The 22,580-nt window shown below is 66.9% G+C and carries 19 protein-coding genes and 3 pseudogenes; 20 read left to right on the forward strand and 2 right to left on the reverse strand.

Features of this window, described 5'->3' with window-relative positions:
• Window positions 1–42: 42 nt before the first annotated feature.
• A complete protein-coding gene (locus A37U_RS42470; protein WP_020495731.1) occupies window positions 43–570 on the reverse strand; it encodes a MarR family winged helix-turn-helix transcriptional regulator in 528 nt (175 codons plus the stop codon).
• A 132-nt stretch (window positions 571–702) separates the two neighbouring features.
• Here A37U_RS42470 and A37U_RS42475 point away from each other — a divergent pair, with 132 nt between their 5' ends.
• Window positions 703–3,447: a carboxypeptidase regulatory-like domain-containing protein gene (locus A37U_RS42475; RefSeq protein WP_020495732.1), complete on the forward strand. Its 2,745-nt coding sequence runs from the start codon at window positions 703–705 to the stop codon at window positions 3,445–3,447.
• A 431-nt stretch (window positions 3,448–3,878) separates the two neighbouring features.
• Window positions 3,879–4,266 (forward strand): annotated as a pseudogene (locus A37U_RS49360) (alcohol dehydrogenase catalytic domain-containing protein); the annotation flags it as partial.
• 13 nt (window positions 4,267–4,279) lie between these two features.
• Here A37U_RS49360 and A37U_RS53405 read toward each other — a convergent pair.
• Window positions 4,280–4,483, reverse strand: a pseudogene (locus tag A37U_RS53405) (ATP-binding protein); the annotation flags it as partial.
• 20 nt (window positions 4,484–4,503) lie between these two features.
• On the opposite strand from A37U_RS53405, the pseudogene A37U_RS51305 reads away from it, so the two are divergent.
• The 18 genes and pseudogenes from A37U_RS51305 to A37U_RS42490 form a co-directional block, all read left to right on the forward strand.
• A pseudogene (locus A37U_RS51305) lies at window positions 4,504–4,614 on the forward strand (transposase); the annotation flags it as partial.
• 389 nt (window positions 4,615–5,003) lie between these two features.
• Window positions 5,004–5,600 carry a helix-turn-helix domain-containing protein gene (locus A37U_RS0106125; protein WP_020495734.1) on the forward strand — a complete coding sequence of 199 codons (597 nt, stop codon included), beginning with the start codon at window positions 5,004–5,006 and terminating at the stop codon, window positions 5,598–5,600.
• Between the two features lie 146 nt (window positions 5,601–5,746).
• Window positions 5,747–7,042, forward strand: coding sequence for an MFS transporter (locus A37U_RS0106130; protein WP_026196917.1), 1,296 nt, complete (start codon window positions 5,747–5,749; stop codon window positions 7,040–7,042).
• A 123-nt stretch (window positions 7,043–7,165) separates the two neighbouring features.
• The gene (locus tag A37U_RS0106135; protein WP_026196918.1) at window positions 7,166–8,512 is read left to right on the forward strand and encodes an FAD-dependent oxidoreductase; all 1,347 of its coding nucleotides are present in this window, start codon (window positions 7,166–7,168) and stop codon (window positions 8,510–8,512) included.
• Window positions 8,512–9,699, forward strand: a complete 1,188-nt coding sequence (locus A37U_RS0106140; RefSeq protein ID WP_020495737.1) for a CaiB/BaiF CoA transferase family protein — start codon at window positions 8,512–8,514, stop codon at window positions 9,697–9,699. The genes A37U_RS0106135 and A37U_RS0106140 overlap by 1 nt, the downstream gene beginning before the upstream one ends.
• Window positions 9,696–10,481, forward strand: coding sequence for an enoyl-CoA hydratase-related protein (locus A37U_RS0106145; RefSeq protein WP_020495738.1), 786 nt, complete (start codon window positions 9,696–9,698; stop codon window positions 10,479–10,481). The genes A37U_RS0106140 and A37U_RS0106145 overlap by 4 nt, the downstream gene beginning before the upstream one ends.
• The gene (locus A37U_RS0106150; protein WP_040586936.1) at window positions 10,478–11,386 is read left to right on the forward strand and encodes a dihydrodipicolinate synthase family protein; all 909 of its coding nucleotides are present in this window, start codon (window positions 10,478–10,480) and stop codon (window positions 11,384–11,386) included. Before A37U_RS0106145 ends, A37U_RS0106150 begins: the two co-directional genes overlap by 4 nt.
• Window positions 11,387–12,160 carry an SDR family oxidoreductase gene (locus tag A37U_RS0106155; protein ID WP_020495740.1) on the forward strand — a complete coding sequence of 258 codons (774 nt, stop codon included), beginning with the start codon at window positions 11,387–11,389 and terminating at the stop codon, window positions 12,158–12,160. It begins immediately after the preceding gene.
• Window positions 12,161–12,180: 20 nt separating this feature from the next.
• Complete coding sequence (locus tag A37U_RS0106160) at window positions 12,181–13,611, forward strand: aldehyde dehydrogenase family protein (protein WP_020495741.1); 1,431 nt, start codon at window positions 12,181–12,183, stop codon at window positions 13,609–13,611.
• A gap of 979 nt (window positions 13,612–14,590) precedes the next feature.
• Window positions 14,591–15,280 (forward strand): GntR family transcriptional regulator, encoded by a 690-nt coding sequence (locus tag A37U_RS42480; RefSeq protein WP_083933235.1) that lies wholly within the window; start codon window positions 14,591–14,593, stop codon window positions 15,278–15,280.
• Between the two features lie 139 nt (window positions 15,281–15,419).
• A complete protein-coding gene (locus A37U_RS0106175) occupies window positions 15,420–16,019 on the forward strand; it encodes an isochorismatase family protein (protein WP_205622882.1) in 600 nt (199 codons plus the stop codon).
• An 8-nt stretch (window positions 16,020–16,027) separates the two neighbouring features.
• On the forward strand, window positions 16,028–17,278 hold the full coding sequence (locus tag A37U_RS0106180; RefSeq protein WP_020495745.1) for a 3-isopropylmalate dehydratase large subunit: 1,251 nt from the start codon (window positions 16,028–16,030) through the stop codon (window positions 17,276–17,278).
• A gap of 22 nt (window positions 17,279–17,300) precedes the next feature.
• Window positions 17,301–17,810: a LeuD/DmdB family oxidoreductase small subunit gene (locus A37U_RS0106185; protein WP_020495746.1), complete on the forward strand. Its 510-nt coding sequence runs from the start codon at window positions 17,301–17,303 to the stop codon at window positions 17,808–17,810.
• On the forward strand, window positions 17,803–18,696 hold the full coding sequence (locus A37U_RS42485) for an isocitrate lyase/PEP mutase family protein (RefSeq protein ID WP_040586803.1): 894 nt from the start codon (window positions 17,803–17,805) through the stop codon (window positions 18,694–18,696). The genes A37U_RS0106185 and A37U_RS42485 overlap by 8 nt, the downstream gene beginning before the upstream one ends.
• A gap of 61 nt (window positions 18,697–18,757) precedes the next feature.
• Window positions 18,758–19,921 carry an LLM class flavin-dependent oxidoreductase gene (locus A37U_RS0106195; RefSeq protein WP_020495748.1) on the forward strand — a complete coding sequence of 388 codons (1,164 nt, stop codon included), beginning with the start codon at window positions 18,758–18,760 and terminating at the stop codon, window positions 19,919–19,921.
• A 33-nt stretch (window positions 19,922–19,954) separates the two neighbouring features.
• Complete coding sequence (locus A37U_RS0106200; RefSeq protein WP_020495749.1) at window positions 19,955–20,698, forward strand: SDR family NAD(P)-dependent oxidoreductase; 744 nt, start codon at window positions 19,955–19,957, stop codon at window positions 20,696–20,698.
• 10 nt (window positions 20,699–20,708) lie between these two features.
• A complete protein-coding gene (locus tag A37U_RS0106205) occupies window positions 20,709–21,233 on the forward strand; it encodes a flavin reductase family protein (protein WP_240437500.1) in 525 nt (174 codons plus the stop codon).
• A gap of 53 nt (window positions 21,234–21,286) precedes the next feature.
• On the forward strand, window positions 21,287–22,267 hold the full coding sequence (locus tag A37U_RS42490) for a 3,4-dihydroxy-2-butanone-4-phosphate synthase (protein WP_276140678.1): 981 nt from the start codon (window positions 21,287–21,289) through the stop codon (window positions 22,265–22,267).
• Window positions 22,268–22,580: the final 313 nt, after the last annotated feature.

Below are 22,580 nucleotides of genomic sequence, written 5' to 3' on the forward strand. Positions count from 1 at the left end.
GCCCTGGGGCGTGGAGTCTCGTGTTGCCGTCCGTGGAGGACTTCAGCGGCGGTGAGCGAGTGGTTCCAGTGTCGGACGTGGTTGGGCCGGGGACTCGAGGAACTGGCGGGCGATCGCCCGGTTGTAGCGCTGGAGATGCTCGGCGAAGGCGCGGAGTTCGTCATCGGTCCAGTCGTCGAGGGTTTCGCTGAGGCTCTGCCGGCGTTTGCCTTTGGTGTCGGCCATTCTGCTGCGGCCCTCCGCGGTCGCCGAGATGAGGCTGCATCGCCGGTCGTGCGGATCGGATCGCCGGGTGACGAGTCCTTTGTGCTGCATCGCGGCGATCTGCCTGCCGACGGTGGAGGGATCCAGTCCGAGCGCGGCGGCGAGGGACCGGATATCGGCCGAGTTCGTGGTTTCGAGGCTGCGCAGCAGCAGGTACTCGGAGCGGTCGAGCGTGGTGTAGATGTCGCTGCGCCTGCGCAGCAGTTCGAAGTTCCGGACCAGCACCGCGGTGGCGAGCTCGACAGTGTCGAGTGTGTCCGGCTGCTCGGGCACATCGACGCTGGTCAGGGCGTCATCTTCGCTCATAGCCTGTACTATACCGATAATTGCCGGTATGGTACAGGCAATTGATCGTGTGGCGCGCCTTCCGGCGTTGCTCCGTCTCGCGACGTGGTAGTCGATGCCTGCAGTCCGGCGCTCGAGGAAGGATGATCGTCAGTGCCCGAGCGGTTCTTCGGACTGTGGAATCGGCTGATCGCTTCGGATCCCGGACTCGGGCGGCTCCGGATGGCGGGTGGCTCGGCGGTCAGCATGGCCAGCGCGCTCGCGGTGGAGTACGGGTTCGCCGTGCTGATCGGCGCCGACGCCAAGCTCACGCTGGTCGTGATGCTGCTCGGCGCGATGGTCGCGATGCTGGGGGCACAGGCGCTCGGCGGGACCGGGGTGTGGCCGAAGGTGCGCACCGCATTGTTTTTCCCCGTCGCGCTCGGTGCCGGTATGTCCGTCGGTGTCCTGGTCTCGTGGAACATCGATCTGATGCTCGGCGTGTTCGTGGTCGTCATGTTCATCGCGGTGTTCATCCGCAAGTTCGGCATCCCGTATTTCTTCTACGGGTTCATGGGATGGATGGGGTATTTCTTCTCCTCGTTCCTGCACGCCACCTTCGAGATGCTGCCGATGTTGCTGATCGCGATCGCCATCGGCACGGTCTGGGTCGTCCTGCTCTCGACCACGGTGCTGCGGGAGAATCCGGCTCGCACGCTGGACCGGGCCGTGCGGTCGTTCGATGCCCGGGCCCGGGCGACGGCGCAGGCGGTGTCCGCGCTGCTCGCCGATCGAGAGCCGGACGAGGTGAGGCAGGCCAGGGCGTGGCGGCGCATTCAGCGCGGTCACACGAATCTGGCTGAGATCGCCTTGATGATCGAAGCGGTATCCGGTGAGCCGGGGGCCTTGCCGCCAGGCGATTCGGCGGCGGTGTTGCGCCGGAAATTGGTGGAGGCGCAGCAGGCGGTCGACCGGATGGCCACCGCGGCCAAGGCGCTGGGCGGTGCCGAGTCATCGGTGCGCCTGCTGGCGGCGCGGGTGGCCGACCGGTTGGCCCGCCAGGACGACCAGGATGCCCGGCAGGCGGCCCAGCAGCTTACCGGGCTCAGCGAACCCGGGGATGCCGGTGGAACGGAACCGGGAACCGAGAGCTGGTGGGCCGCCCGGCATTTCGCCGCCGCGGTGCTCGAGTTCGTGGCACTGGCCGCGGACCGGGAGACGCTGGCGCGCCGGGATGAGGCGGAACACCAGGAGTTCGAACCGGTTGTGGGACTGGTGATGGGCAACCTGCCGGGCTCGGCGGCGGCCGCGGGTGGGGTACACGCGCGCGGCCACCGGTGGAATCCGCTGGCCAGGATGGCGATGTCCACCCGGCAGGCCGTGCAGGTGGCGATCGCGGGCGGGTTGGCGATCCTCGCCGGCCGCGAACTCTCGGAGAGCCGCTACTACTGGGCGGTCCTCGCCGCGTTCCTGATGTTCGCCGGGACGGCCACTCGTAGCGAACAGTTCATCAAGGGGTGGAACCGGGTACTCGGAACGCTGGTCGGGCTCGGCGTCTCCATCGGGTTCGCGGAACTGACGGCGGGCCAGCCGATCTGGTCGATCGTGGTCATCGTCTGCTCGATGTTCTGCGGTTTCTATCTGTTGCGGTTCTCGTACGCCTATATGATCTTCTTCCTGACGATCATGCTCGGTCAGCTCTACAGTGTGCTGCACGAATTCTCGCCCGGATTCCTGTTGCTCCGGCTGGAGGAGACCGCGATCGGGGCGGGGATCGGGTTCCTGGTTGCGCTGATCGTGATGCCGCTGTCCACACGGGACACGTTCCGATCGGCCCGGGATATGTTCCTGAACCAGCTCGGCGCGCTGTTGTACGCCACGGCGAACCGGCTCGATCCGGTCGGTGCCCCGGACGACACCGATCTCGCCGCCGCGTCCAGGACGCTCGACGACCGTATGCGCCAGCTCAGCCTGGTGGCGAAACCCATGACGCGGCCGTTGCTGTGGAACAACAGTCCGCGCCGCGTCCGGCACCGCCTCTCGCTGTACGCCAGTATCGCCAGCTCCACCCGAGTGCTGGCCGTCGCGTTCCAGGGCGGACGGGCGCACCGTCAGCAGGGACTCGCCGCAGCCTGCCGAGCGCTGGCCACGGCCGCCGAGGAACTCACCAGGGTTCGCATCGGCCGTGATCAGCCGAGTGCCTCTGCGCCGCTGATCGCCGCCGAGGTGGCACTGTTCGAGCGGACGGTTGCCGCGCCGGAAACCCGAGCCAGCGATCCGATTCTGCGCACGCTCACCCACGTGCACCAATCGCTGCGCGAGCTGTCCACGCCGAGCGAGGCGATGCTCGTGGAGACTCGGCTCGGCAACACCGTGGTCGGCCAGGTCACCGGTGACGACGGTGCACCAGCGGCGGCCAGGGTCACCCTGCTCCGGCTCTCCGGGGAGGAGTTCGCCTACACCGAAACCAATCCGGTGACCGGCTACTACCGCTTCTCCGACTGCCCGGCAGGCCAATACCTCACCGCGGTCACCGGCGGCGGACGGGGTGCGGTGGCCGGACGGGTACGTATCCGGGACGGGGCACCCACTGCCGCCGACTTCGTGCTGTGGAAGCGAAAGATGCGTGCCTGCATGCGCGGCACGATCCGGGACCCGTACGGGAACCCGCACCCGGACGCGGGTGTCACCGTGTTCGCGCCGGACGGTGTGCTGCTCAGGCAAACCCGCACCGACCGGAACGGCAGCTACGAGCTCGACCTCGACCCGGGCAGTTACAACGTCATCGCCACCGGATACGGCACTACGACCAGGAAAACCTGGCTCACCGCAGGACCGGCCAATCAACTCGATCTCCGGCTGCCGACCGTGGACCACGACGGCCGAAGCCGAAGTGACCACAGCAGTATGCCCGGCTGAGACCGGATCGTTTCGGTCCGGCGAGGCGATCAAGGCCGCTCGGCTCGCCGGACATCTCTGCGGCGGTCGGTTATCCGGAGGTGAATGCGCGGGACCGCGCCTGGGAAGCTCTCCGGTCTCCAAGCAATGCAGCACTTCCACCGGTTCACGCAGCAATGGGGTGGCCAGCCGCCGCCGTTCGGCCATGGCGATGATGGCGCTGAACCGGGGGACCGATTCGGTGGGACGTCCGCGCACGGCAATGTCCCGCCATACACCGCTTCGGGTCTTGTGCTGGCCACGAAGCCAGGTGACGAGGTCGGTGGTCGCGCTGCTGTGCAGCGCCGGGGTCGGCGTCCTGGTTGAATGCCGCGGCCCGGTATGCGTCGAACGGTTCGAGGTGCACACCCTGGCCCTCGGCGACCGAGTAGACCTCACGGGCGAGGGCGGCCATCCTCGGCGCGTACCGTTCGATCAGGTCGGTCATCGGCTCATCGGCCAGCGCGGTGGCCGCCTGCGGGGTATGCCACACGGATCTGACCCACCGTGAGGGTGGGGTCAACGATGGGTTCCCCCTTCCGCTGGGGCGCGAATCTGCTGGGGCACGCAGCCGCCGGTGCTGTAGAGAGCGTCGGCGAGGACGTGGACTCGGTGCGGCCCGGCGATTTCGTCGTGTTGAACTGGCATGCGGTGTGCGGCCGCTGCCGGGCGTGTCGCCGGGGCCCTGCGCAGTACCGTTTCGGCACGTTCAACGCGAGACAGAAGATGACGCTCGCGGACGGTGCGGAGCTTACTCCCACGCCAGGGATTGGTGCGTTCGGACAAGACACTGGGACACACATCTTCATTGCTGGGTGAGGACTTCGGCGTGATGGACGAGGCGGTCGATTATGGCTGCTGCGACGACGTCGTCGCCGTCGGAGAAGGCTTGTCCCCAGCGCCCGAACGGCAAATTTGAGGTGACCATGATCGATGCCTGTTCGTAGCGACTGGCGGCGAGTTGGGAGAACAGGTTCGCGGCGTCTTGATCGAAGGGGATGTGGCCGACTTTGCCGATCTATGCCGAGTTCGGCGCGGATCGACGAGACCGGATTCCTGACGAAGGGCTGCAAGTCCGCCGGGATGCAGCGTCGGTATTCCGGTACCGCCGGACGTATCGAGAACTGCCGGCTTGGTGTGTTTTGTGCTTGTACCTTTCTGGCGTCATCCCACCGGTCGAGCGGCCCGCCGATGGCTGGGCGGCCAGCATTCTCCGCGTCTTCTCGAGGGGTCGGCCGCCGTGGTTATCGCTGTTGCCCGGGCCGGTAAGTCTTGATGGTGTGGCAGTGTCGTGTCAGAGCGATCCTCCGGCTCGATGCGCCGCTGGACGTGTGCTCTTTCCGTATCCGGCTGTGTCGGCTTGGATAAATACGGTGCCGCCGTTCTGGCCGAAGGGTGGCCAGGTTCTGCAAGCGACAAGGGTGCCATGCGCGGCTGCATCGTGGACTCCGTTTCGAAAAAATGAAGAGACCCGTTGACTTTTTGAAGGTCCTCACTATATTGGTTTGTATCATCACTACAGTGAAGGACTGGTGCTCATGACAGCGGACGACCCGAATGGCCTGCCAGGCGAGTCGATGCTGCACATCATGGGCAGCAAGATCCGGTCCATGCGCAAGGAGCGGCGGCTTACCGTGGAACGGCTCAGTGAGCTCTCCGGTGTGTCGACCGGAATAGTGAGCCAGCTGGAGCGCGGGAAGGCGAACCCGTCCTTCTCAACGCTGGTGCAGCTTGCGCATGGACTGGGCATTTCGATCGCCCGATTGTTCGAGACCGAAGAACATCGCTCGCCGGTGGTGCGCAAGTACGAACGGCGCCACATCGACGGACACGGGCTCGCCGCGGACGACGGCGGCGTGTACGAACTGCTCACCCCCGACCTCAATGGTGCGCTGGAGGCCACTTGGGTGGAAACCCCGCCCGGGTACGACAGCAGCGATACTCCTTACCGGCACAACGGTGAGGAATTCGGCCTCATCATTTCCGGTTCGAAAGACGTGTATCTCGACGGCGTTCGGCATCACTTGGAAGCCGGCGATTCCATCCGCTACGCGTCGACGATCCCGCATTGGTATGTCAATTCCGGCGAGGAGACCTGCTTCGCCGTCTGGGTGATCACCCCGCCGACCTGGTGATCAGCAGCTGTTGAGCACGCGACGGGCCGTACTGGTCCGCCGCTCGGTCGATCGGCGCACGCCGGTTCGGCTTCTGCTGCCCTGCCTTCTCGGCAGCGGCTTTCTTGTCCACCGCTTTCCCTGAGGCGGAAACCGAAGGTGGAAACATGGCATCCACTTCAACACAGCGCCATCAAACGCAACGCTGCTTCGCCGCTCGCCGGCCGTTGGTCGCGCTCGGACTCGGCGGCACGCTCGAGTGGTACGACTGGCAGCTCTTCGGTCTGCTTTCGGCATTCGTGGGGCCGGAGTTCTTTCCCAACCATGACCCGGTCGCGGCGACGCTCAGCGCCCTCGCGGTGTTCGCCGTGGGTTTCGTTTTCCGGCCGCTCGGCGGCGTGCTGCTCGGTTTGGTCGCCGACCGGTTCGGTCGTCGCCGCGTGATGCTCGGCTCGGTGGCCGCGATGGCGCTGGCGACGCTGGTCATGGCCGTGGTTCCGGGCTATTCGGTGCTCGGTGTCTGGGCCGGGGTGATCCTGCTTGTCTGCCGCATCGTGCAAGGCGTCTCCACCGGTGTCGAAGGGCCACTGTCCACCGCGTACGCCGTGGAGCTCACCGCGAAGGGCCGTGAAGGCCGTGCGGCCGGGGTGATGAGCGTGTTCGTGAACCTCGGTATTGTCGGCGCCTCGTTGGTCAGCTTCGTGACCAGTGCCATCGTTGGCAGTGCCGCGATGCAATCGTGGGGCTGGCGCGTGGCGATGGTTTTCGGTGCGGTGCTCGGCATCGTGATCGTCTACATGCGCCGGCAACTGCCGGAGAGCCTGCACGCGGCCGCAGGCAGGCCACCAGCCGAGCGCAACCGCGACATATGGCGCGGGATCGGCAGACACTGGCTGGCACTCCTGGCGATGGTGTTCATCGTCGGAGCGGTACAGGCCTACAATTACGCGTGGAACGTAGGACTGCCAACACTTGCGCGCAGTACCTACCGGGAGAACTCGACCGCGGTCTTCGCGATCACCACGCTGCTCGGTCTGGTCCTCGTCGGCGGTTCGCTGATCACCGGCGCGCTGGCGGACCGCAAGAAGCTGTCCCGCACATTCACCGTCACGAGGCTGCTCGCCGTGCCCGCGGTGTTTCTGGCGCTGCTCTATTCGGGGCCGGGCCTCGGTGGGTTCACCGCGGTGCTGCTCGGCGGCGGTCTGGTGCTGGTGCTGAACATGACGCTCTACAACGTGGTCAGTACCTCGCTGTTGCCCGTACCGTGCCGGGCGACCGGAGTCGGGCTCGGTTACGGCATCGGGGTCGCCCTGTTCGGCGGCACCGCGTCCTACCTGCTTGTGTGGCTCGGCAGGTACGGCTCGGCCTGGATGTTTCCCGCATACACCGCCGCGCTGTGCCTGATCAGCGTGGCGCTTTACCTGGCGGCCGTGCGCCGCACCGGAATCTATGCCGGCGAGTGAGGAGAAGACACCAGTGACCATCCTGGCCCGAGCGATGGGCCCGCACTGTCCGAACAGAAATCGCGCATCCACGCGAGTCGGGGCGATATTTCCCGCGACCGGCCAACAAGGTGAGGAGAACGGATGAACCTCGCAGTATCTCTCCAAGAGCTCGAAGCACCCGTGGTGCGGCGCAGTGACGTCGTCGTGGTCGGCGGCGGGCCGGCGGGGGTGAGTGCCGCGGTGGCCGCCGCGCGAACCGGAGCCTCGGTGACCCTGCTCGAGCGGTACGCGGCGCTTGGCGGTCTCGCTTCCGGCGGCATGGTGCTGGTGCTGGACGATATGTGCAACGGCAGCGAGGTATCGGTCCGCGGCATCGTGGCCGAATACGTCGACCGGCTGCGGCGGATCGGACTCGCGGTGTACCCGCCGGAATCCGATCGGATCTCCTCCCCGGAGATGTGGCGGCGGTGGGGGCGCTGGGGCGCGTTCGACTTCCACTCGCACGCCAGCCCGAAACCGATCTGCTATGCCGTCGCCTTCGATCCGGACGGCTGGAAGCGCGTGTCCAACGATCTGGTCCGCGACTCCGGGGTGCATCTGCGGTTGCACAGTTGGTTTTCCCGCCCGGTACTCGAAGACGACCGGCTGCGCGGTGTGGTGTGCGAGACCAAGTCCGGTCCGCAGGCGGTGCTCGGCGACGTCGTGATCGACACGACCGGCGATATCGATGTCGCCTCTCGCGCCGGTGCCGCGTATAGCCACGACGGTTATCTGGTGACGCTGGTATTCCGCCTCGGCGGCGTGGACACCGAAGCGGCGCAACGGTTCGAGCAGGAAAACCCCCGCGAGGTAAGGGCGATCAACCGCAAGGTCAAGCGGATGCTGGGCGGTGCGTGGGAACTGTGGTGGCTCAAGACGCCTGTGCCGGGAGTGGTGTGGTGCAACTGTCCACACATGACCGGATACGATGGCGCCGACCCGGAATCCCTCACCGCGGCCGAATTCGACGCGCGGGAACGGATCTCCGCGGTGATCGAGTACGTGCGCGCCGAACTGCCGGGTTTCCAGCAGTGTTATCTGGTCGATGTCGCCGAGCAGATCGGGGTGCGCCAGACCAGGCTGCTGCAGGGCGAATACGTGGTCACCAAGGACGACATCGCCGAACGCAGGCACTTCCCCGATTCGGTCGCGCGTGGTCGGGACTACTACACCCCGTACCGGGCGCTGTTGCCCCGTGGTGTGGATCAGCTGCTGATCGCCGGGCGGCATTACTCGGCGACACCCGAGGCGCAGCGGATCTCCCGCGAGATCCCGCCGTGTATGGCCATGGGGCAGGCTGCGGGTATCGCCGCGGGTGTCGCCGCTGACCGCGGCCAGACCGTGCGCGAGCTCGACCCGGCGCTGATCCAGGCCGGGATGCGCGAGCAGGACGCCGATCCGGGCGATGTCCCAGCCTCGAACGCCACCGTGGAACTGGAGGTCGTGTGATGAACACCTCGCTGCCGCTCGACGGGGTCACCGTCATCGACTTCACGCAGGTGTATTTGGGGCCCAGCTGCACCCAGCTGCTCGGCGACTACGGCGCCGATGTCATCAAGATCGAGCGTCCCGGCGCCGGCGATCTCTCCCGTACGTCCATTCCGGACCAGGACGGGCCGGACAACCCGATCTTCTTGTCGATCAACCGGAACAAGCGCAGTGTCTCGATCGACACGCGCACCGAGGAGGGCAGGCGGGTGGTCGCCGGCCTGATCGCCGAGGCCGATGTGGTGGTCAGCAATTTCCGGTCCGGGGTGATGGAGCGGATGGGCTTCGGTTATGCGGAGTGCCGCCGAGACAATCCCCGGCTGATCTGGGCTTCTGGCACCGGATTCGGCGAACTGGGCCCGTATCGGCACAAGGGTGGCCAGGACGTGATCGCGCAGGCGTATTCCGGCGTGATGTGGCGGCGGTCGTCGGAGGACATGCCCCTGTCGGTGTACCCGACGACGCTGTGCGACTACACCACTGGAATGCACCTCATGCAGGGCGTGCTGCTCGCGCTGCTGAATCGGGAACGTACCGGTGAGGGGCAGAAGGTCGAGGTGAGTATGTACGACTCGATGCTGCACATGCAGATGCAGGAAGCGTGCATGCAGCTCAACCGCGGCCGCGAGGTCAACTGGGCGGCGATGCCGCTTTCCGGCGTGTTCGAGACGAGCGACGGTGCGGTGTGCATGGTCGGTGCGTTCAAACAGAATCCGCTGCGCGACATCAGCACCGCGCTCGAACTGAACGAGGATCTTTCGGACCGGCCGGAGTACGCGAGCCTGGAGTTGCAGTTCGAGCGCAAACCCGAGCTGCAGCGGATCTTCCGGAAGGCGTTCGCGACCAACACCACGGAGTACTGGGTGAAACGACTGGAGGAACAGGACATCCTCTGCGCGCCGGTGCGATCCCTGGCCGAGGCGCTGGATGACGAGCAGACCGCGGTGAACCGCATGATGGTGGAGATGCGGCACCCGACAGCCGGGAGGGTACGGGCCCTGGCCGCACCGATCGGTCTTTCCGAAACACCACCGCGCGTGCGGCGGGTACCGCCCCTGCTCGGCGAGCACAACGACGAGGTGTTGGCCGAGCACGGTTATGACGCCGAACGCACCGAGGCGCTGAAGGCCGCCGGGGTGCTGCGGTGAGCGAGCAGGTGCTTTTCGAGCTCGACGGACACGTTGCCAGGGTGACCATCGATCGGCCGGCGGTGCTCAACGCCGTCGCCCCGGAAACACAAGCGCGGCTGTGCGAGATCTGGGACGCGATCGAGGCCGACCCCCGGGTTCGCGTCGTGGTGCTGACCGGCGCGGGTGACCGGGCGTTCTGTGTCGGCGCGGACATGTCGGCGAACGCGATCGAGAAGACGGGACTGCGGTTCTGGGCGGACGAACCGGAGACCGGGTTCGGTGGGCTGTGTCTGCGCACGACGCTCGATGTTCCGGTGATCGCGCGGGTCAACGGCTACGCGCTCGGCGGTGGCATGGAAATGGTGCTCGGCTGCGACATCGTGATCGCCAGCGAGCACGCGAAGTTCGGCCTCACCGAGCCACGCGTCGGGCGGCTCCCGCTCGGCGGCGGCGTCGCACAGCTGGTGCGAAGGCTCCCGCACACCCAGGCGATGGGCTTACTGCTCACCGGGCGCCGGGCTGGTGCGGCCGAACTGCAAAGCATGGGTCTGGTCAACGAGGTCGCCCCGGAAGCAGAACTGGACGCGGTCGTCGATCGGTGGGTCGAGGATGTGCTGGCGTGCGCGCCGACCTCGTTGCGCGCGATCAAGCAGATCGTGCAACGCACCTCGGGCATGAGTGCGCGTGAGGCGTGGGCAGCACGGTTGCCCGCGCTGATGGCAGCGCTCGACAGCCAGGACAGCGTGGAGGGCGTGCGCGCCTTTCAGGAGAAGCGCCCACCCGAGTGGCCGGGCCGATGACAGAAGGGAATCCGATGCTGGATGCCGGTGTGTGGGGTGTCGTGGCGACCCCGTTCACGGGATCGACCCTCGAGCTCGACGAGCCGAGCCTGGCACGGCTCGTCGAACACTACGCGGGACTCGGGGTCGCCGGGTTGACCGTGCTGGGCGTGTTCGGCGAAGCGGCAAGGCTGGCGTCCGCCGAACGCCGTGCGGTGCTGGAGACGGTACTGGACAGTGCCGAGCTGCCGCTGGTGGTCGGTGCGACCGGACTGGCCACCGCACCGGTGATCGACGAGGTCGAATCGGCCCTCGAGCTCGCCGGTTCCCGGTTGGCCGGGGCGATGGTGCAGGTCAACTCAGCCGATCCCCGGGTGCTTTCCCGCCATCTCGCCGCGGTGCACGAGGCGACCGGGGCGGGTTTGGTTGTGCAGGACTACCCGCTCGTTTCCGGTGTCCACATCGGACCCGCGGAGCTCGCCACCGCGTTGTCCTCGACGCCGGGCGTGGTCGCGGTGAAGGCAGAGGCCCCGCCGACGACCACCGCGATCGCCGGCCTCACCGGGGCGCTCGATGTGCCGGTATTCGGTGGGCTCGGCGGGGTCGGGCTGCTTGACGAGCTGGCCGCGGGCTCGGCGGGCGCGATGACCGGCTTTTCCTTCCCGGAAGGCCTGCTCGCGTGCGTGGCGGCATGGCGTGCCCAGGGATACGCGGCGGCCAGGGAGGCGTTCCTGCCGTATCTGCCGCTGGTGAACTTCGAGCAGCAGGCGAACGTGGCGCTGGCGATTCGCAAGGAGTGCCTGCGCCGGCGCGGATTCATCATGGACTCGGGTGTGCGCCCGCCCGCGGCTTCACTGCCGGGAACACTGCGCGAACAGCTGAACCGGCATGTCACCGCGGTGACGACGATGATGGAGGTTGACTAGATGGATCTCGGATTGGCCGGTCGCTCGGCGATCGTGTGTGCTTCGACCGGTGGGCTCGGCGAAGCGATCGCCCGTGCGCTGGCCGCGGAAGGCGCCAACGTCGTGGTCAGTGGACGGCGCGGGGAGCGGGCACGGGCGATCGCGGCGGATCTGCCCTCGGCGATCGGAGTCGAGGTCGACCTGACCGCCGAGGACGGGCCGGGTCGACTCGTCGAGGCCGCCGAAGCCGAGTTCGGCACGATTGACGTGCTGGTGCTCAACGGACCGGGGCCGAAACCCGGAGCCGCCGTGGAAACCACTGTCGAGGACGTGGAGGCGGCGGTGGCCTCGTTGGTCCGCCCGCAGCTGCGGCTGGCGAACCGGTTGTTGCCGGGGATGCGCCAACGCGGCTGGGGCCGGATCCTGGCGGTCGGCTCGAGTGGTGTGCAGGCTCCGATCCCGAACCTTGCGCTGTCCAACCTCGGCCGCGCCGCACTCGCCGGATACCTCAAGACCCTCGCCGCGGAGGTCGCCGCGGATGGTGTGACGGTGAATTTGCTGCTGCCCGGCCGAATCGCGACCGACCGGGTGGCAAGCCTGGACAGGGCCGATGCCGAACGCGGTGGCAAGGACGTCGAGGCCGTGCGGAGCGCGGCCCTGGCGAACATTCCCGCCGGCCGGTACGGCGATCCCACGGAGTTCGGCGCGGCGGCCGCGTTCTTGTGCGGCGGGCCGAGTTCCTATCTGACCGGTACCGCGCTGCGCTGTGATGGCGGCATGGTGCCGACGCTGTAGTACATCCGAGAAGGAGTGTCATGACGACGAAGGTGCGGCATCTCATCGGTGGCGAGTGGATCGGTGAGCCCGAGCGGGAACGGTACAATCCGGCGCGTCCGGACGAGGTCACGGTACGTGCCCCGGCAGGGGACGAGTCCACGGTGTCCGATGCGCTGGCCGCGGCGGAGGACGCGCGGGGCGCCTGGGCGGCGACGCCGGCGCCGACACGTGGCGCGATCCTGTTGGATGCGGCCGAGATCCTGCGATCCCGACACGAGGAGACCGCGACCGAACTGGTGTGTGAAGAGGGCAAGACACTGGCCGAGGCTCGCGGCGAGGTGCGCCGAGCGATCGATGTGCTGCGCTACTTCGGCTCGCACGGTTGGCAAAGTACCGGTGCGGTGTTCCCGAGCGGCACTCCGGACACGAACGTGTTCACCCGTCCCGAGCCGCTCGGCGTGGTCGGGCTCATTACGCCGTGGAACTTCCCGATCGCCATCCCCGCGTGGAAACTGGCCCCAGCGCTGATCAGTGGCAACACCGTGGTGCTCAAGCCGGCAGAGCTCACCCCGGCCTCGGCGACGAACCTGGCCGCCGCGCTCGTCGAGGCCGGTCTTCCTGCCGGCGTGCTGAATCTCGTGCACGGCAAGGGATCCGTGCTCGGTGCCGCGCTCGCCGAGCGGGACTCGGTGTGTGCAGTGTCGTTCACCGGTTCCACGGAGGTCGGGCTGCGGCTGCATCAGGTCGTTTCCGCGCGCCGGGCACGCGTGCAACTCGAGATGGGCGGCAAGAACGCCTATCTCGTGCTCGACGACGCCGATCCGGCCGCCGCGGCGCGCGTCGTCGCGGCCGGCGCGTTCGGGCTGACCGGGCAAGCGTGCACGGCGACCTCCCGTGTCTACTGCACTCCGGGGGTCCGCGCGGCGTTCACCGAGGCGCTCGTCAGGGAGACCGAACGCTTCCGGCCCGGCGATGGTCTGGAAGCGGACACCACGATGGGGCCGGTGGTCAGCCCGGTTCAGCTGGCAGCGGACCTGTCCGCGATCGAACGTGCGCGCGCCCAGGGCGCCTCGGTGGCGACTGGTGGCCAGCACGAGGGCTCATTCCTCGCACCGACGGTGCTCACCGGGGTGGCCCACGAGCATGACGTCGCCAGGCATGAAGTGTTCGGCCCAGTGGTTGCCGTTGTTCCGGTCGCCGGCTACGAGGAAGGGCTCGCACTGGTGAACGACTCCAGCTACGGTCTCACCGCCGGCCTGTGCACCAACGACCTCGCGCTCGCGCACCACTTCGCCGCGCACGCCGAGGCCGGAGTGGTGAAGGTGAACCGCCCGACAACCGGGCTCGATCTCAACGTGCCGTTCGGCGGGGTGAAGGACTCTTCCTCCAATACCTTCCGCGAGCAGGGCCCGACCGCGGTCGATTTCTACACCTGGACCAAGACCGTCTACATGGGACACGATCACTGATCGGGCTTCGCTACACCACAATTGTCGGCGCCCCCGTCTCGATCGAGGGTGGGTCGGTAACGGGTTCGGTGGTTTCGACTCCGGGCCGTTCGTTGCTACGTCGGATGATGAAGATGGTTCGTTTGAGGATGGCGGTTTCTTCTTGGCGGCCACCGGAATCGGTGATCGGCCCTGCTGCGTGTCAGATGAGGTGAGTAGCACGGGGTAGTCGAGTGGTTCGGTGAGCTGGAGCTGGTTTGCGAGGTCGGTGGGGTTGTCGGAGTTCTCGGGTCGATGGATCCTCGCGAGCACCGATGCGCCCGTGTGAGGTCGTACTCGTCGAGGATGTCGCTCTGCCTCCGCATGTTCGGCAGCGCTGTGTGGACGGCTTCGACGAGGGTGTTGTCGGTCAGCTCGATACGTTCGGCGGAAGACGTTCGGCCGTGAGGTTGGTGGTGGCCAGTGGGGTTGGGGCGCAGCTTAGGTCGGCGAGGCGGTCGATGAGCACGCGGTGGGTGTTCTTCGGGCATCGCTCGGTCGGAGCTACGCAGTCCGGCTTCGAGGTGTGCCAGTGGTGCGCTGGCGGCGTTGGCGGTCGCGACGGGCGATGCGGTCCAGTCTCCTGCCGTGTCGCTGCTGTTCTCGCGGGACGCAGACCGGCGTGTTCGACCGCCGCGCGCGGGCTGCCGATCGGCTCAGGTCCCGGGTTTCAGCCAGGATGTTCCTCGTAATAATCGATGGCGCGCTGGCTGTTTGTGCCGACCTGGTCAGGAAGCTTGGTGTGGACAGCGACGAGGATACGGTTGCGGTCGATCACGCTGCCGGCTTGCAGCGGTTGGAAAGATTCCGGAAGGGACGCATCAGTGATCCTCTCGTGCTATCACTGTTGATCCGCACGAGTCGATTCTGCGCCAGGCAAGCACCCACAGTCTCCGTGTGAGCAGAGAATCGTAGGACAGGGTGGTTCGCCCCTCATGTCCGACGCTGTCATCATTGGGTTATGCCCACGTCGTCGACGCCAAACGGTGAAGTGTCCGCTGTCGATCGCATCGCCGAAGAACTGCGAGAGCGAATCCGGCGGGGCCAGCTGGTCGGGGGGCAGCGGCTGATCGAGGCGGATTGGACCCGGGAGTTGCAGGTCAGTCGCGGCCCCGTGCGGGAGGCTTTCGGGCGACTGGCCGCGGAGGGGCTCGTCATTGTCGAGCGCAAGCGCGGCGCCGTAGTCCGACGACTGAACACCAAGGACATCCTCGACCTCTACGAGGCGCGTGCGGCGATCGAGGGCCAGGCGGCGGCCGCCGCCGCGCGGTGCGTCGGCGCCGCTGATAACCGCACCCGGCTGGAACAGGTCCTGCACGAGCATCAGCGGTTCCTCGACGGGGGCGAGTTCAGCCATTACCTCGGCGTGAATGAGAACTTTCACCGGGTCATCCTGGAAATCGCCGACAACGACATCCTGCAGCGCCTGGGGCGGCAGCTCCATGTCATGGCCTATCACCTACAGACCACGCGGGTGTCCCGAGCGACGACCCCCGTGCCGCTGCTCAGTGTCGCCGATTCGGCTCGGTTTCACTGCGATATCACCGAGGCGGTCCTTGCCGGGAAGTCCGAGCAGGCCGAGCGGCTGATGCGCGAGCACCTGATGACGACGCGTGACGGCATCTTGGAAGTTGACCGGCGCGGCGAATAGGCGCGCCGCGGTGAGTAGTAGCGCCCCGGAAGTCGTCTGCAGGCACCGGTCGTGAGTGGGCCCGCGGGACTCCAACCCGGCTCAACACTCATGACCGGCAACCAAGCGCGCCGCTTGACGGAAAACTTGTCGGCTTCTATTGTCCTACAACATGGTAAGGCAATCAGAGTTGACTGCGACCTTGGACCTCGACCCTCAGGCGACAGCGGTCGTGTTGATCGACCTCCAGGAGGGCGTTCTGGGCATGCCGCTGGAGCCGCACTCCGGTGAGGAGGTCCTCGCGTCGGCCCGTGCGCTGGCGTCGCACTTCCGTGGACGGGGTGCGCCGGTCGTGATCGTGACCGTGGCGTTCCCCTCGGCCGATGGTCCGCCTGTCGATGCGCCGGGACCTCCGATGCCGGACGCCATGCCCGCAGGGTGGGATCAGGTCGCTGACGGGTTGGCCGAGGACGACGACATCCGCGTGGTGAAGCAGGGATGGGGTGCGTTCGCCTCCACAGACCTTGCCGCGCGGCTGAAAGAACGAGGTGTGGACACGATCGTGCTCGGTGGCGTGGCCACCAACTTCGGCGTCGAACAGACGGCCCGCGAGGCGATCGCTTCCGGCTTCGCCGTCGTGGTCGCCTCCGATGCCGCCTCGAGTGTGTCGGCTGACCACCACGAGTTCGCCGTTCAGCAGGTCCTGCCGTTGATCAGCCGGGTCAGGACAGTCGCCGAACTCGTCTCGGCGCGTCGGTAGGTGTCGCGATGGCCGACATGACCATGACCGAGAAGATCCTGGCCGGCCACAGCGACCGGGAGGCGATCCGGCCCGGCGATATTGTGGTGACGAAGGTCGACACTGTCGTCCCGCTGGACATGAACTTCTACGACTCGATGTGGGCCGAACCTTCGAAGGTGTTCGACCCGGACCGCATCGTCGTGATCTTCGATCACGTCGTCCCGGCGCCGAACCGCGGAGTGGGCGAAGCCTTGGAACGCGGACGAGCGTTCGCCAAGAAGATGGGGATCTCCCGCCTCCATGATGTGGGGCCAGACCAGGGAATCTGCCATCAGCTCATCGCGGACGTGCCCTACGCGATGCCGGGCGAGATGTTGGTGTGCGTGGACAGCCATACCTGTAGCGGTGGAGCGTTGAATTGCGCTGCACGAGGAATCGGGGCGCCCGAGCTCATCTACGTGATGGCGAAGGGCTTCACCTGGTTCCAGGTGGGTGAGACCGTTCGCTACGAGCTCTCGGGCAGCCTGAGGTCTCACGTGACGGCCAAGGATCTGTTCCTGCACCTGGCGGACCGCTATGGCGCCCATGTCGGCCAGAACATGGAGTTCGGCGGATCGGCCCTGCCTGGGCTGACGATGGATCAACGGCGAACGCTGACGACGATGTGCGCGGAGGTCAGCGCGGAGTTCGCGATGTTCGAGCCCGACGAAGTGCTGGAGCGGCACCTGAGGGAGCGTGGCCGTTCGATGGACGGTGGTGTTCTGCCGGATCCTGACGCGGTCTACGCCGAGGTACGCTCGATCGAGCTCGCGTCGGTCGAGCCGATGGTGGGTCTGCCGGGGTCGGTCGTGCACAACACGGTCGGCGTTTCGAGCGCTGCCGGTACCCCTATCAACAGGGCGTTCATCGGCTCATGCGCCAACGGCACCGTGGCCGATCTGCGTGAGGCGGCTGCCGTCCTAACGGGGCGGCGGGTGTCTCCGGAGGTCACGCTTTTCATCACGCCCGGCTCGCAGGCGATCTATCAGCAGGCCGTGCACGAGGGGATCATCGCCACCCTCGCTGATGCCGGAGCGGTCGTGACCGTGTCGTCCTGCGGTATGTGTGCGGGATTCCAGAACTCGCTCGGTCCCACGGACGTCTGCATCGCCTCGAGCACGCGGAATTTTGCGGGCCGGATGGGGCATCCCGACGCGCAGATCTATCTCGGTTCCTCCGGGACGGTCGCCGCCTCGGCTGTCGCCGGCGCGATCGCCGATGTTCGAGAGTTCGCCTGAACCACTGACGACAGGAGGATCGATGGAGATCACCGGGCGGGTCTGGTGTTTCGGCGACGACGTCAACACCGACCTCATCCAACCGATGCACACCGTGTTCAAACCCGTCGAGGAGCAGCACCGCTACGTTTTCGAGGCCAACCGGCCCGGCTGGGTGAACCTCGTCGAGCCGGGCGATGTGATCGTCGCGGGCCGCAACTTCGGCACCGGGTCCAGTCGGCCGGCCGCCAAACTGTTGGTCGACCTCAGGATCGGTGCGCTGGTATGCGATTCGATCAACTGGCTCTTCTTCCGCAACTGCGTCAATTTCGCGCTGCCCGCGTTGAGTTGCCACGGCGTCGCCCGGATGTTCGCCGAGGGCCAGACCGCCCGCATCGATGTGGGCACCGGTTCGGTGCAGAACCTCGAGACGGGTTCTCGGGTGAGCGGGCAGCCGTGGACCGCCGAGCTGCTCGACATTCTGCGGGCCGGGGGACTGCTCGAGCAGCTCGCCAGGGACGGACTACTGGTCGGCCGAGGAACCGATGAGTAAGCCGGGTAGCACGCCCTTGCGGGAGCTACTGGCTGCCGGGCCGGTGCTGGCACCCGCCTGCTATGACGGCATCACGGCAGCCATCCTGGAGCAGGAGGGGTTTTCCGCCCTGGGGATCTCCGGTGCCGGACTGGCGATGAGTCTGCTCGGGGTGCCCGATCTGGGCCTGCTGACCCTCACCGAGCTGGTCACGGCGGTCCGTGCGATCACCGCGCGCCGGAGTGTTCCGGTGCTCGTCGACGCCGACACTGGTTTCGGCGGAACGCTGAATGTCGTGCGGACAGTGGAAGAGCTGGCACGAGCGGGCGCCGCCGCCATCCAGTTGGAGGACCAGGTGGCACCGAAGCGCTGTGGCCATCTGGCCGGCAAGGCCGTGGTTTCGCGCGCCGAGTTCGTGGAACGCATCGTCGCGGCGACGGTGGGGCGTGGTGACTCTGACGCGCTCATCGTCGCCCGAACCGACGCGCTAGCCGCACATGGCCTGGACGAGGCGCTCAATCGGGGACATGGCGCGATCGAGGCCGGTGCCGACCTCGTCTTCGTCGAGGCACCGACCACAGTGGACGAGGTGGAACGTGTCGGTACGGAGTTCCCTGGCCGCGCGATGTACAACCTCGCGACCGGCGGACGCAGCCCGGCACTGGGTGTCGATGAGCTCGGCGAACTCGGCTACGCGCTGGTGGTGTGCCCCACGGTCGCGCTCTATCCCGTGGTATCCGCGCTGCGGGACGCGGCCCGATCGTTGCGCCGCACCGGAACCGACGCCCACTTGCGATCTCTCGGTATGTCACCAGCCGCACTGTTCGACAGTGTGCATATGTCCGCCTGGCTTGAACTAGACGCCAATATCGAGCGAAAGGCGAACGCAGTGACCAGAGACGTGTGATTCACGATCCGTTTTGGCTTGTCGGCCGCGAAGGATGGCCGGCTTGTGAAAGGAGACTCCGATGACGCAGTCCCGACCGCCCACCGAATCCGCCATTCCCCGCCACACGTCCGGGCCGCTGTTCACCGACACTGGTCTCAAGCTCGGGGTGTTCGGTCTGAATGTCACCTCTGCGGGAGCGGTCACCGCTTCACCAGACCGACATGAGATCAACTGGGACCAAAATGTCCGACTTGTGCGGCTCGCCGAGGACGCGGGCTTCGAAGCCGCCATCCCATTCTCCCGATGGCGAGGCTTCGAGGGCCAGACCAATCCCTGGGGAACCAGCTTCGAGCCCTACACCTGGGCCTCCGCGCTGGCCGCGCTCACCAGTCGCATCTCGATCTTCACCACCTCGCATTGTCTCACCGTGTCGCCCGTGTTCGCCGCCAAGCAGATCGCCACGATCGACGCCGTCTCGCGGGGCCGCATCGGGCTCAACGTGGTCGCGGGCTGGTTCGCCAAAGAGCTGCGCATGTTCAATGTCGAGACGCTGGATCACGAGGCCCGCTACGGCTACTCCGAGGAGTGGCTGGACATCCTGCTGCGCTTGTGGAGCGAGGATTCCGACGACTTCGACTACCGCGGTCACTGGCTGACCGTCGAAGGTGGTTACAGCCACCCGAAACCATCGCAGACCCCGCATCCGCCCCTGATGAACGCCGCATTCTCCGCACGCGGGCACCAGTTGGCCGCCCGCTACGCCGACATCGCGTTCGTATCCGCGCTCGACCCTGCGGGGGTGGCCAAGAAGGTGCGCGAGATCCGCGAACTGGCCGCGGGCTTCGAACGCGAGTTGTCCGTGTGGGTCTCCGCTTCGGTCGTCTGCGCGGACACCGACCGGGAGGCAGCTCAGCTCCTGCGACAGTACTCCGAGGTCGACGCCGACGAGACCGCGGTGCGCAACGCCATCGAGTGGACGATGGGCGGCGCGCAGATGCCACCCGAACAGCATGCCCAGCTCGCGAGCGCGGTCGCGGCGACCATGGCGGGATACCCGCTCGTCGGCAGCCCGGAGACGATCGGCAGGCAACTTTCCGATCTCAGCGCGGCCGGTATCGACGGTGTCGCGCTGACCTGGATGAACTACGAGAACGGTCTTCCCCGGTTCATCGCCGATGTCCTTCCGATCCTCGAACGCGAGGGCGTGCGGCGGTCGATCGCCGGGCAGCTCGACCAGTCCTGAACCCCAAGGTTTTCGCACAAGGAGAAGATCGTCATGACACGATTCGACGGCAAGGTCGCCGTGGTCGCGGGAGCAGCGGGAGATCTCGGCAAGCTGCTGTGCCGCGCGCTTCTCGGCGAGAAGGCGACGGTGGTCGGGATCGACATCGACCAGCAGGGCGGCCAGCGGCTGCAGGACGAGCTGCGTCAGGCCGGCGAGCCCTTCACCTTCCATCGCGTCGATATCGCAGACCCCGAGGCGGTGGCGTCGTTCGCCGAGAGGTGCGATCGGGTCGATGTGCTGATCAACGCCGCGGGGATCATCAGCTACGCCCCGTTGGTCGAGACGAGCCTCGAGGAATGGGACCGCGTCCTCGATATCAACCTTCGTGGCGCGTTCCTGACGACCAGGGCGCTGGCGCCGCTGCTGGCAGAGGGCGCCGCGGTCGTCAATGTGTCCTCCTCGGCCGCACTGCGCGCCGGTGCCGGCTGGTCGGCGTACAGCGTGTCCAAGGCCGGGCTCGTCGCCCTGTCGAAGGTCGCGGCAGCTGAACTCGCTCCGCGGGCCAGGGTCAACGCCGTGTGTCCCGGCGCCTTGGACACGCAGTTGCCGCACCGCCTGCTCGACGGCCACCCGGACAAGGACGCCATCATGACAGGCATGGCTCAGGCCTCGATGCTGCGGCGGCTCGGGGAGGCGCGTGAGGTCGTGCCGTTATGTCTGTTCCTCGCCAGTGACGAGGCGAGCCTGCTCACCGGAGCCACGGTCGCGGCCGATGGCGGCACCACGGCCTGGTGAGGTGAACCTCGTGGCACACGGCATCGAAACCGGGCCAGGCACGGAGTTGCTGAACCCCGTGCCCGCGGATGATGACCTCCGGCACGCTTTCGCGGCCTACCCCAGCGGCATCATCGCGCTGTGCGCGGAGCGCGAGGGAACGCCGATGGGAATGGCGGCAAGTTCGTTCACCTCGGTGTCCATGGAGCCACCACTCGTGTCGGTCTGCGTGCAGCTCACCTCGCGCACGTGGCCCCGCCTGCGCGAAGCGGGACACCTCGGACTCAGTGTGCTCGCGCAAGGCCACGAGGCCGCCTGCCGTGCGCTGTCCGATAAGGACGGAAACCGCTTCGCCGGAGTCGACCGACGGACGAGCGGTACCGGTGCGATTTTCGTATCCGGTGCGACACTCTGGCTGGAATGCCGGGTGACTGACGAGCTACCGGCAGGCGACCATCTCATCGCGGTGCTGCGAATCGATCGGCTCCATGTCGATCACACGGCGGAGCCACTGGTGTTTCACCAGAGCTGCTTTCGCGGACTGATGCTGCCGTGATCGTCCCGAGTCCGAGCGTGGGACCGACTCGCCGCAATGTCGGCGACCCGTTGGTGCGGCACGTACTCGCGGAGCTCGCCGCAGGACGTCCCGTCGTCGTCGTGCACGGCGAAGAAGGGGAGAAGCTCGGTGATCTTGTGCTCCCGGCACAGTTGGCGACACCGGAGCTGATGGCCTTCACCATCCGTCACAGTTCCGGATTCATCAGCGTGGGTCTGGAGCGAGCACGCTGCGAGGAGCTGGGACTCGCGCCAATTTGGCCAGACGACACCGACCGATCCAACGTGGACTACCGGGTCACCGTTGATGCGGTGGACGGGATCTCGACGGGGATATCAGCGCACGACAGGGCCCGGACCGCGCGGCTTTTGGCGCAGCCCACAACGGCTCGGTCAGCGCTCGCGAGGCCGGGACATGTCGTGCCCGTGGCAGCATGCTCGGGAGGGGTGCTGCGGCGACGCGGTCGCGCCGAAGCCGCCGTCGACCTCATGCGCCTGGCAGGGCTTCAGCCGGCCGCCGTACTCGGCGAGCTCGTGAGTGAGAGGCGGCCGGTCGAGATGGCCACAGGCCGGGAGCTCTGGACGTTCGCGGATTCGCATGGACTCGCCGTGTTGCCGATCGATCGGCTCGTCGAGCACCGGCTGTGCACAGAGAACGCGCTGCGACGGTATACCTCCCGCACGATGCCGACGAGTACGGGCACACTCTCGGTGGTCGGATACCGCGACGCCTACGACGGCGCCGAACACCTGGCCCTCGTCCAAGGACGTGTCGAGGAAGCGGTGGACGTGCCGGTACACATCCACGTCGAATGCCTGTACGGCAACGTCCTCGGGTCGATGTTCTGCACCTGTCGAAGCGAGCTGAACGCGTCCTTGACCGATATCGCGGCCCGGAGACTCGGTGTAGTCGTGTACCTGAGGCCCGCCCAACCAGCGGAACCCCAATGCCCGCCACCGGACAGCCACCGCCTCCCCACACTCGTCGCCGAAGTACTCCGCGATCTCGACGCCGAATCCTGGAATACCGAGTGAACTGAACCTTCATGCTCAGGCGCCGTTCCGGCCCGGCAGATTCTCGATATTCACGAAGATGAGCGACACGCGGGCAGACGGGCCACCGGGCATGCTCCGGAAGCAGCTAACACTTCCCACGCCGCACGACCAGGCTGGGCGCGGCCCGAGCGAAGAACGATCCCGGTGACCGATTCAACACGCCGATTACGCTCGTACCGACGGATATCGACCGCCGGCACTGACCGCGTGGTGTGAGCAAGATTTGCGCCGATCAGCACAAGGTCGCCAGGCTGGTACTGCTCGACCGAGTCTCCGAGGATCCGGGTGCCTA

Source organism: Sciscionella marina DSM 45152, from assembly GCF_000379465.1.
In the GTDB taxonomy this organism is placed as follows: domain Bacteria; phylum Actinomycetota; class Actinomycetes; order Mycobacteriales; family Pseudonocardiaceae; genus Sciscionella; species Sciscionella marina.

Bases quoted from the DNA above. Each gene is read 5' to 3' on its own strand.
- A37U_RS0106200 (WP_020495749.1), top strand. From the start codon at position 19,955: ATGACACGATTCGACGGCAAGGTCGCCGTGGTCGCGGGAGCAGCGGGA.
- A37U_RS42470 (WP_020495731.1), bottom strand. From the start codon at position 570: ATGAGCGAAGATGACGCCCTGACCAGCGTCGATGTGCCCGAGCAGCCG.
- A37U_RS0106150 (WP_040586936.1), top strand. From the start codon at position 10,478: ATGACAGAAGGGAATCCGATGCTGGATGCCGGTGTGTGGGGTGTCGTG.
- A37U_RS42485 (WP_040586803.1), top strand. From the start codon at position 17,803: ATGAGTAAGCCGGGTAGCACGCCCTTGCGGGAGCTACTGGCTGCCGGG.
- A37U_RS0106180 (WP_020495745.1), top strand. From the start codon at position 16,028: ATGGCCGACATGACCATGACCGAGAAGATCCTGGCCGGCCACAGCGAC.
- A37U_RS0106130 (WP_026196917.1), top strand. From the start codon at position 5,747: ATGGCATCCACTTCAACACAGCGCCATCAAACGCAACGCTGCTTCGCC.
- A37U_RS0106160 (WP_020495741.1), top strand. From the start codon at position 12,181: ATGACGACGAAGGTGCGGCATCTCATCGGTGGCGAGTGGATCGGTGAG.
- A37U_RS0106195 (WP_020495748.1), top strand. From the start codon at position 18,758: ATGACGCAGTCCCGACCGCCCACCGAATCCGCCATTCCCCGCCACACG.
- A37U_RS0106125 (WP_020495734.1), top strand. From the start codon at position 5,004: ATGACAGCGGACGACCCGAATGGCCTGCCAGGCGAGTCGATGCTGCAC.
- A37U_RS0106185 (WP_020495746.1), top strand. From the start codon at position 17,301: ATGGAGATCACCGGGCGGGTCTGGTGTTTCGGCGACGACGTCAACACC.
- A37U_RS42480 (WP_083933235.1), top strand. From the start codon at position 14,591: ATGCCCACGTCGTCGACGCCAAACGGTGAAGTGTCCGCTGTCGATCGC.
- A37U_RS0106155 (WP_020495740.1), top strand. From the start codon at position 11,387: ATGGATCTCGGATTGGCCGGTCGCTCGGCGATCGTGTGTGCTTCGACC.
- A37U_RS0106135 (WP_026196918.1), top strand. From the start codon at position 7,166: ATGAACCTCGCAGTATCTCTCCAAGAGCTCGAAGCACCCGTGGTGCGG.
- A37U_RS0106140 (WP_020495737.1), top strand. From the start codon at position 8,512: ATGAACACCTCGCTGCCGCTCGACGGGGTCACCGTCATCGACTTCACG.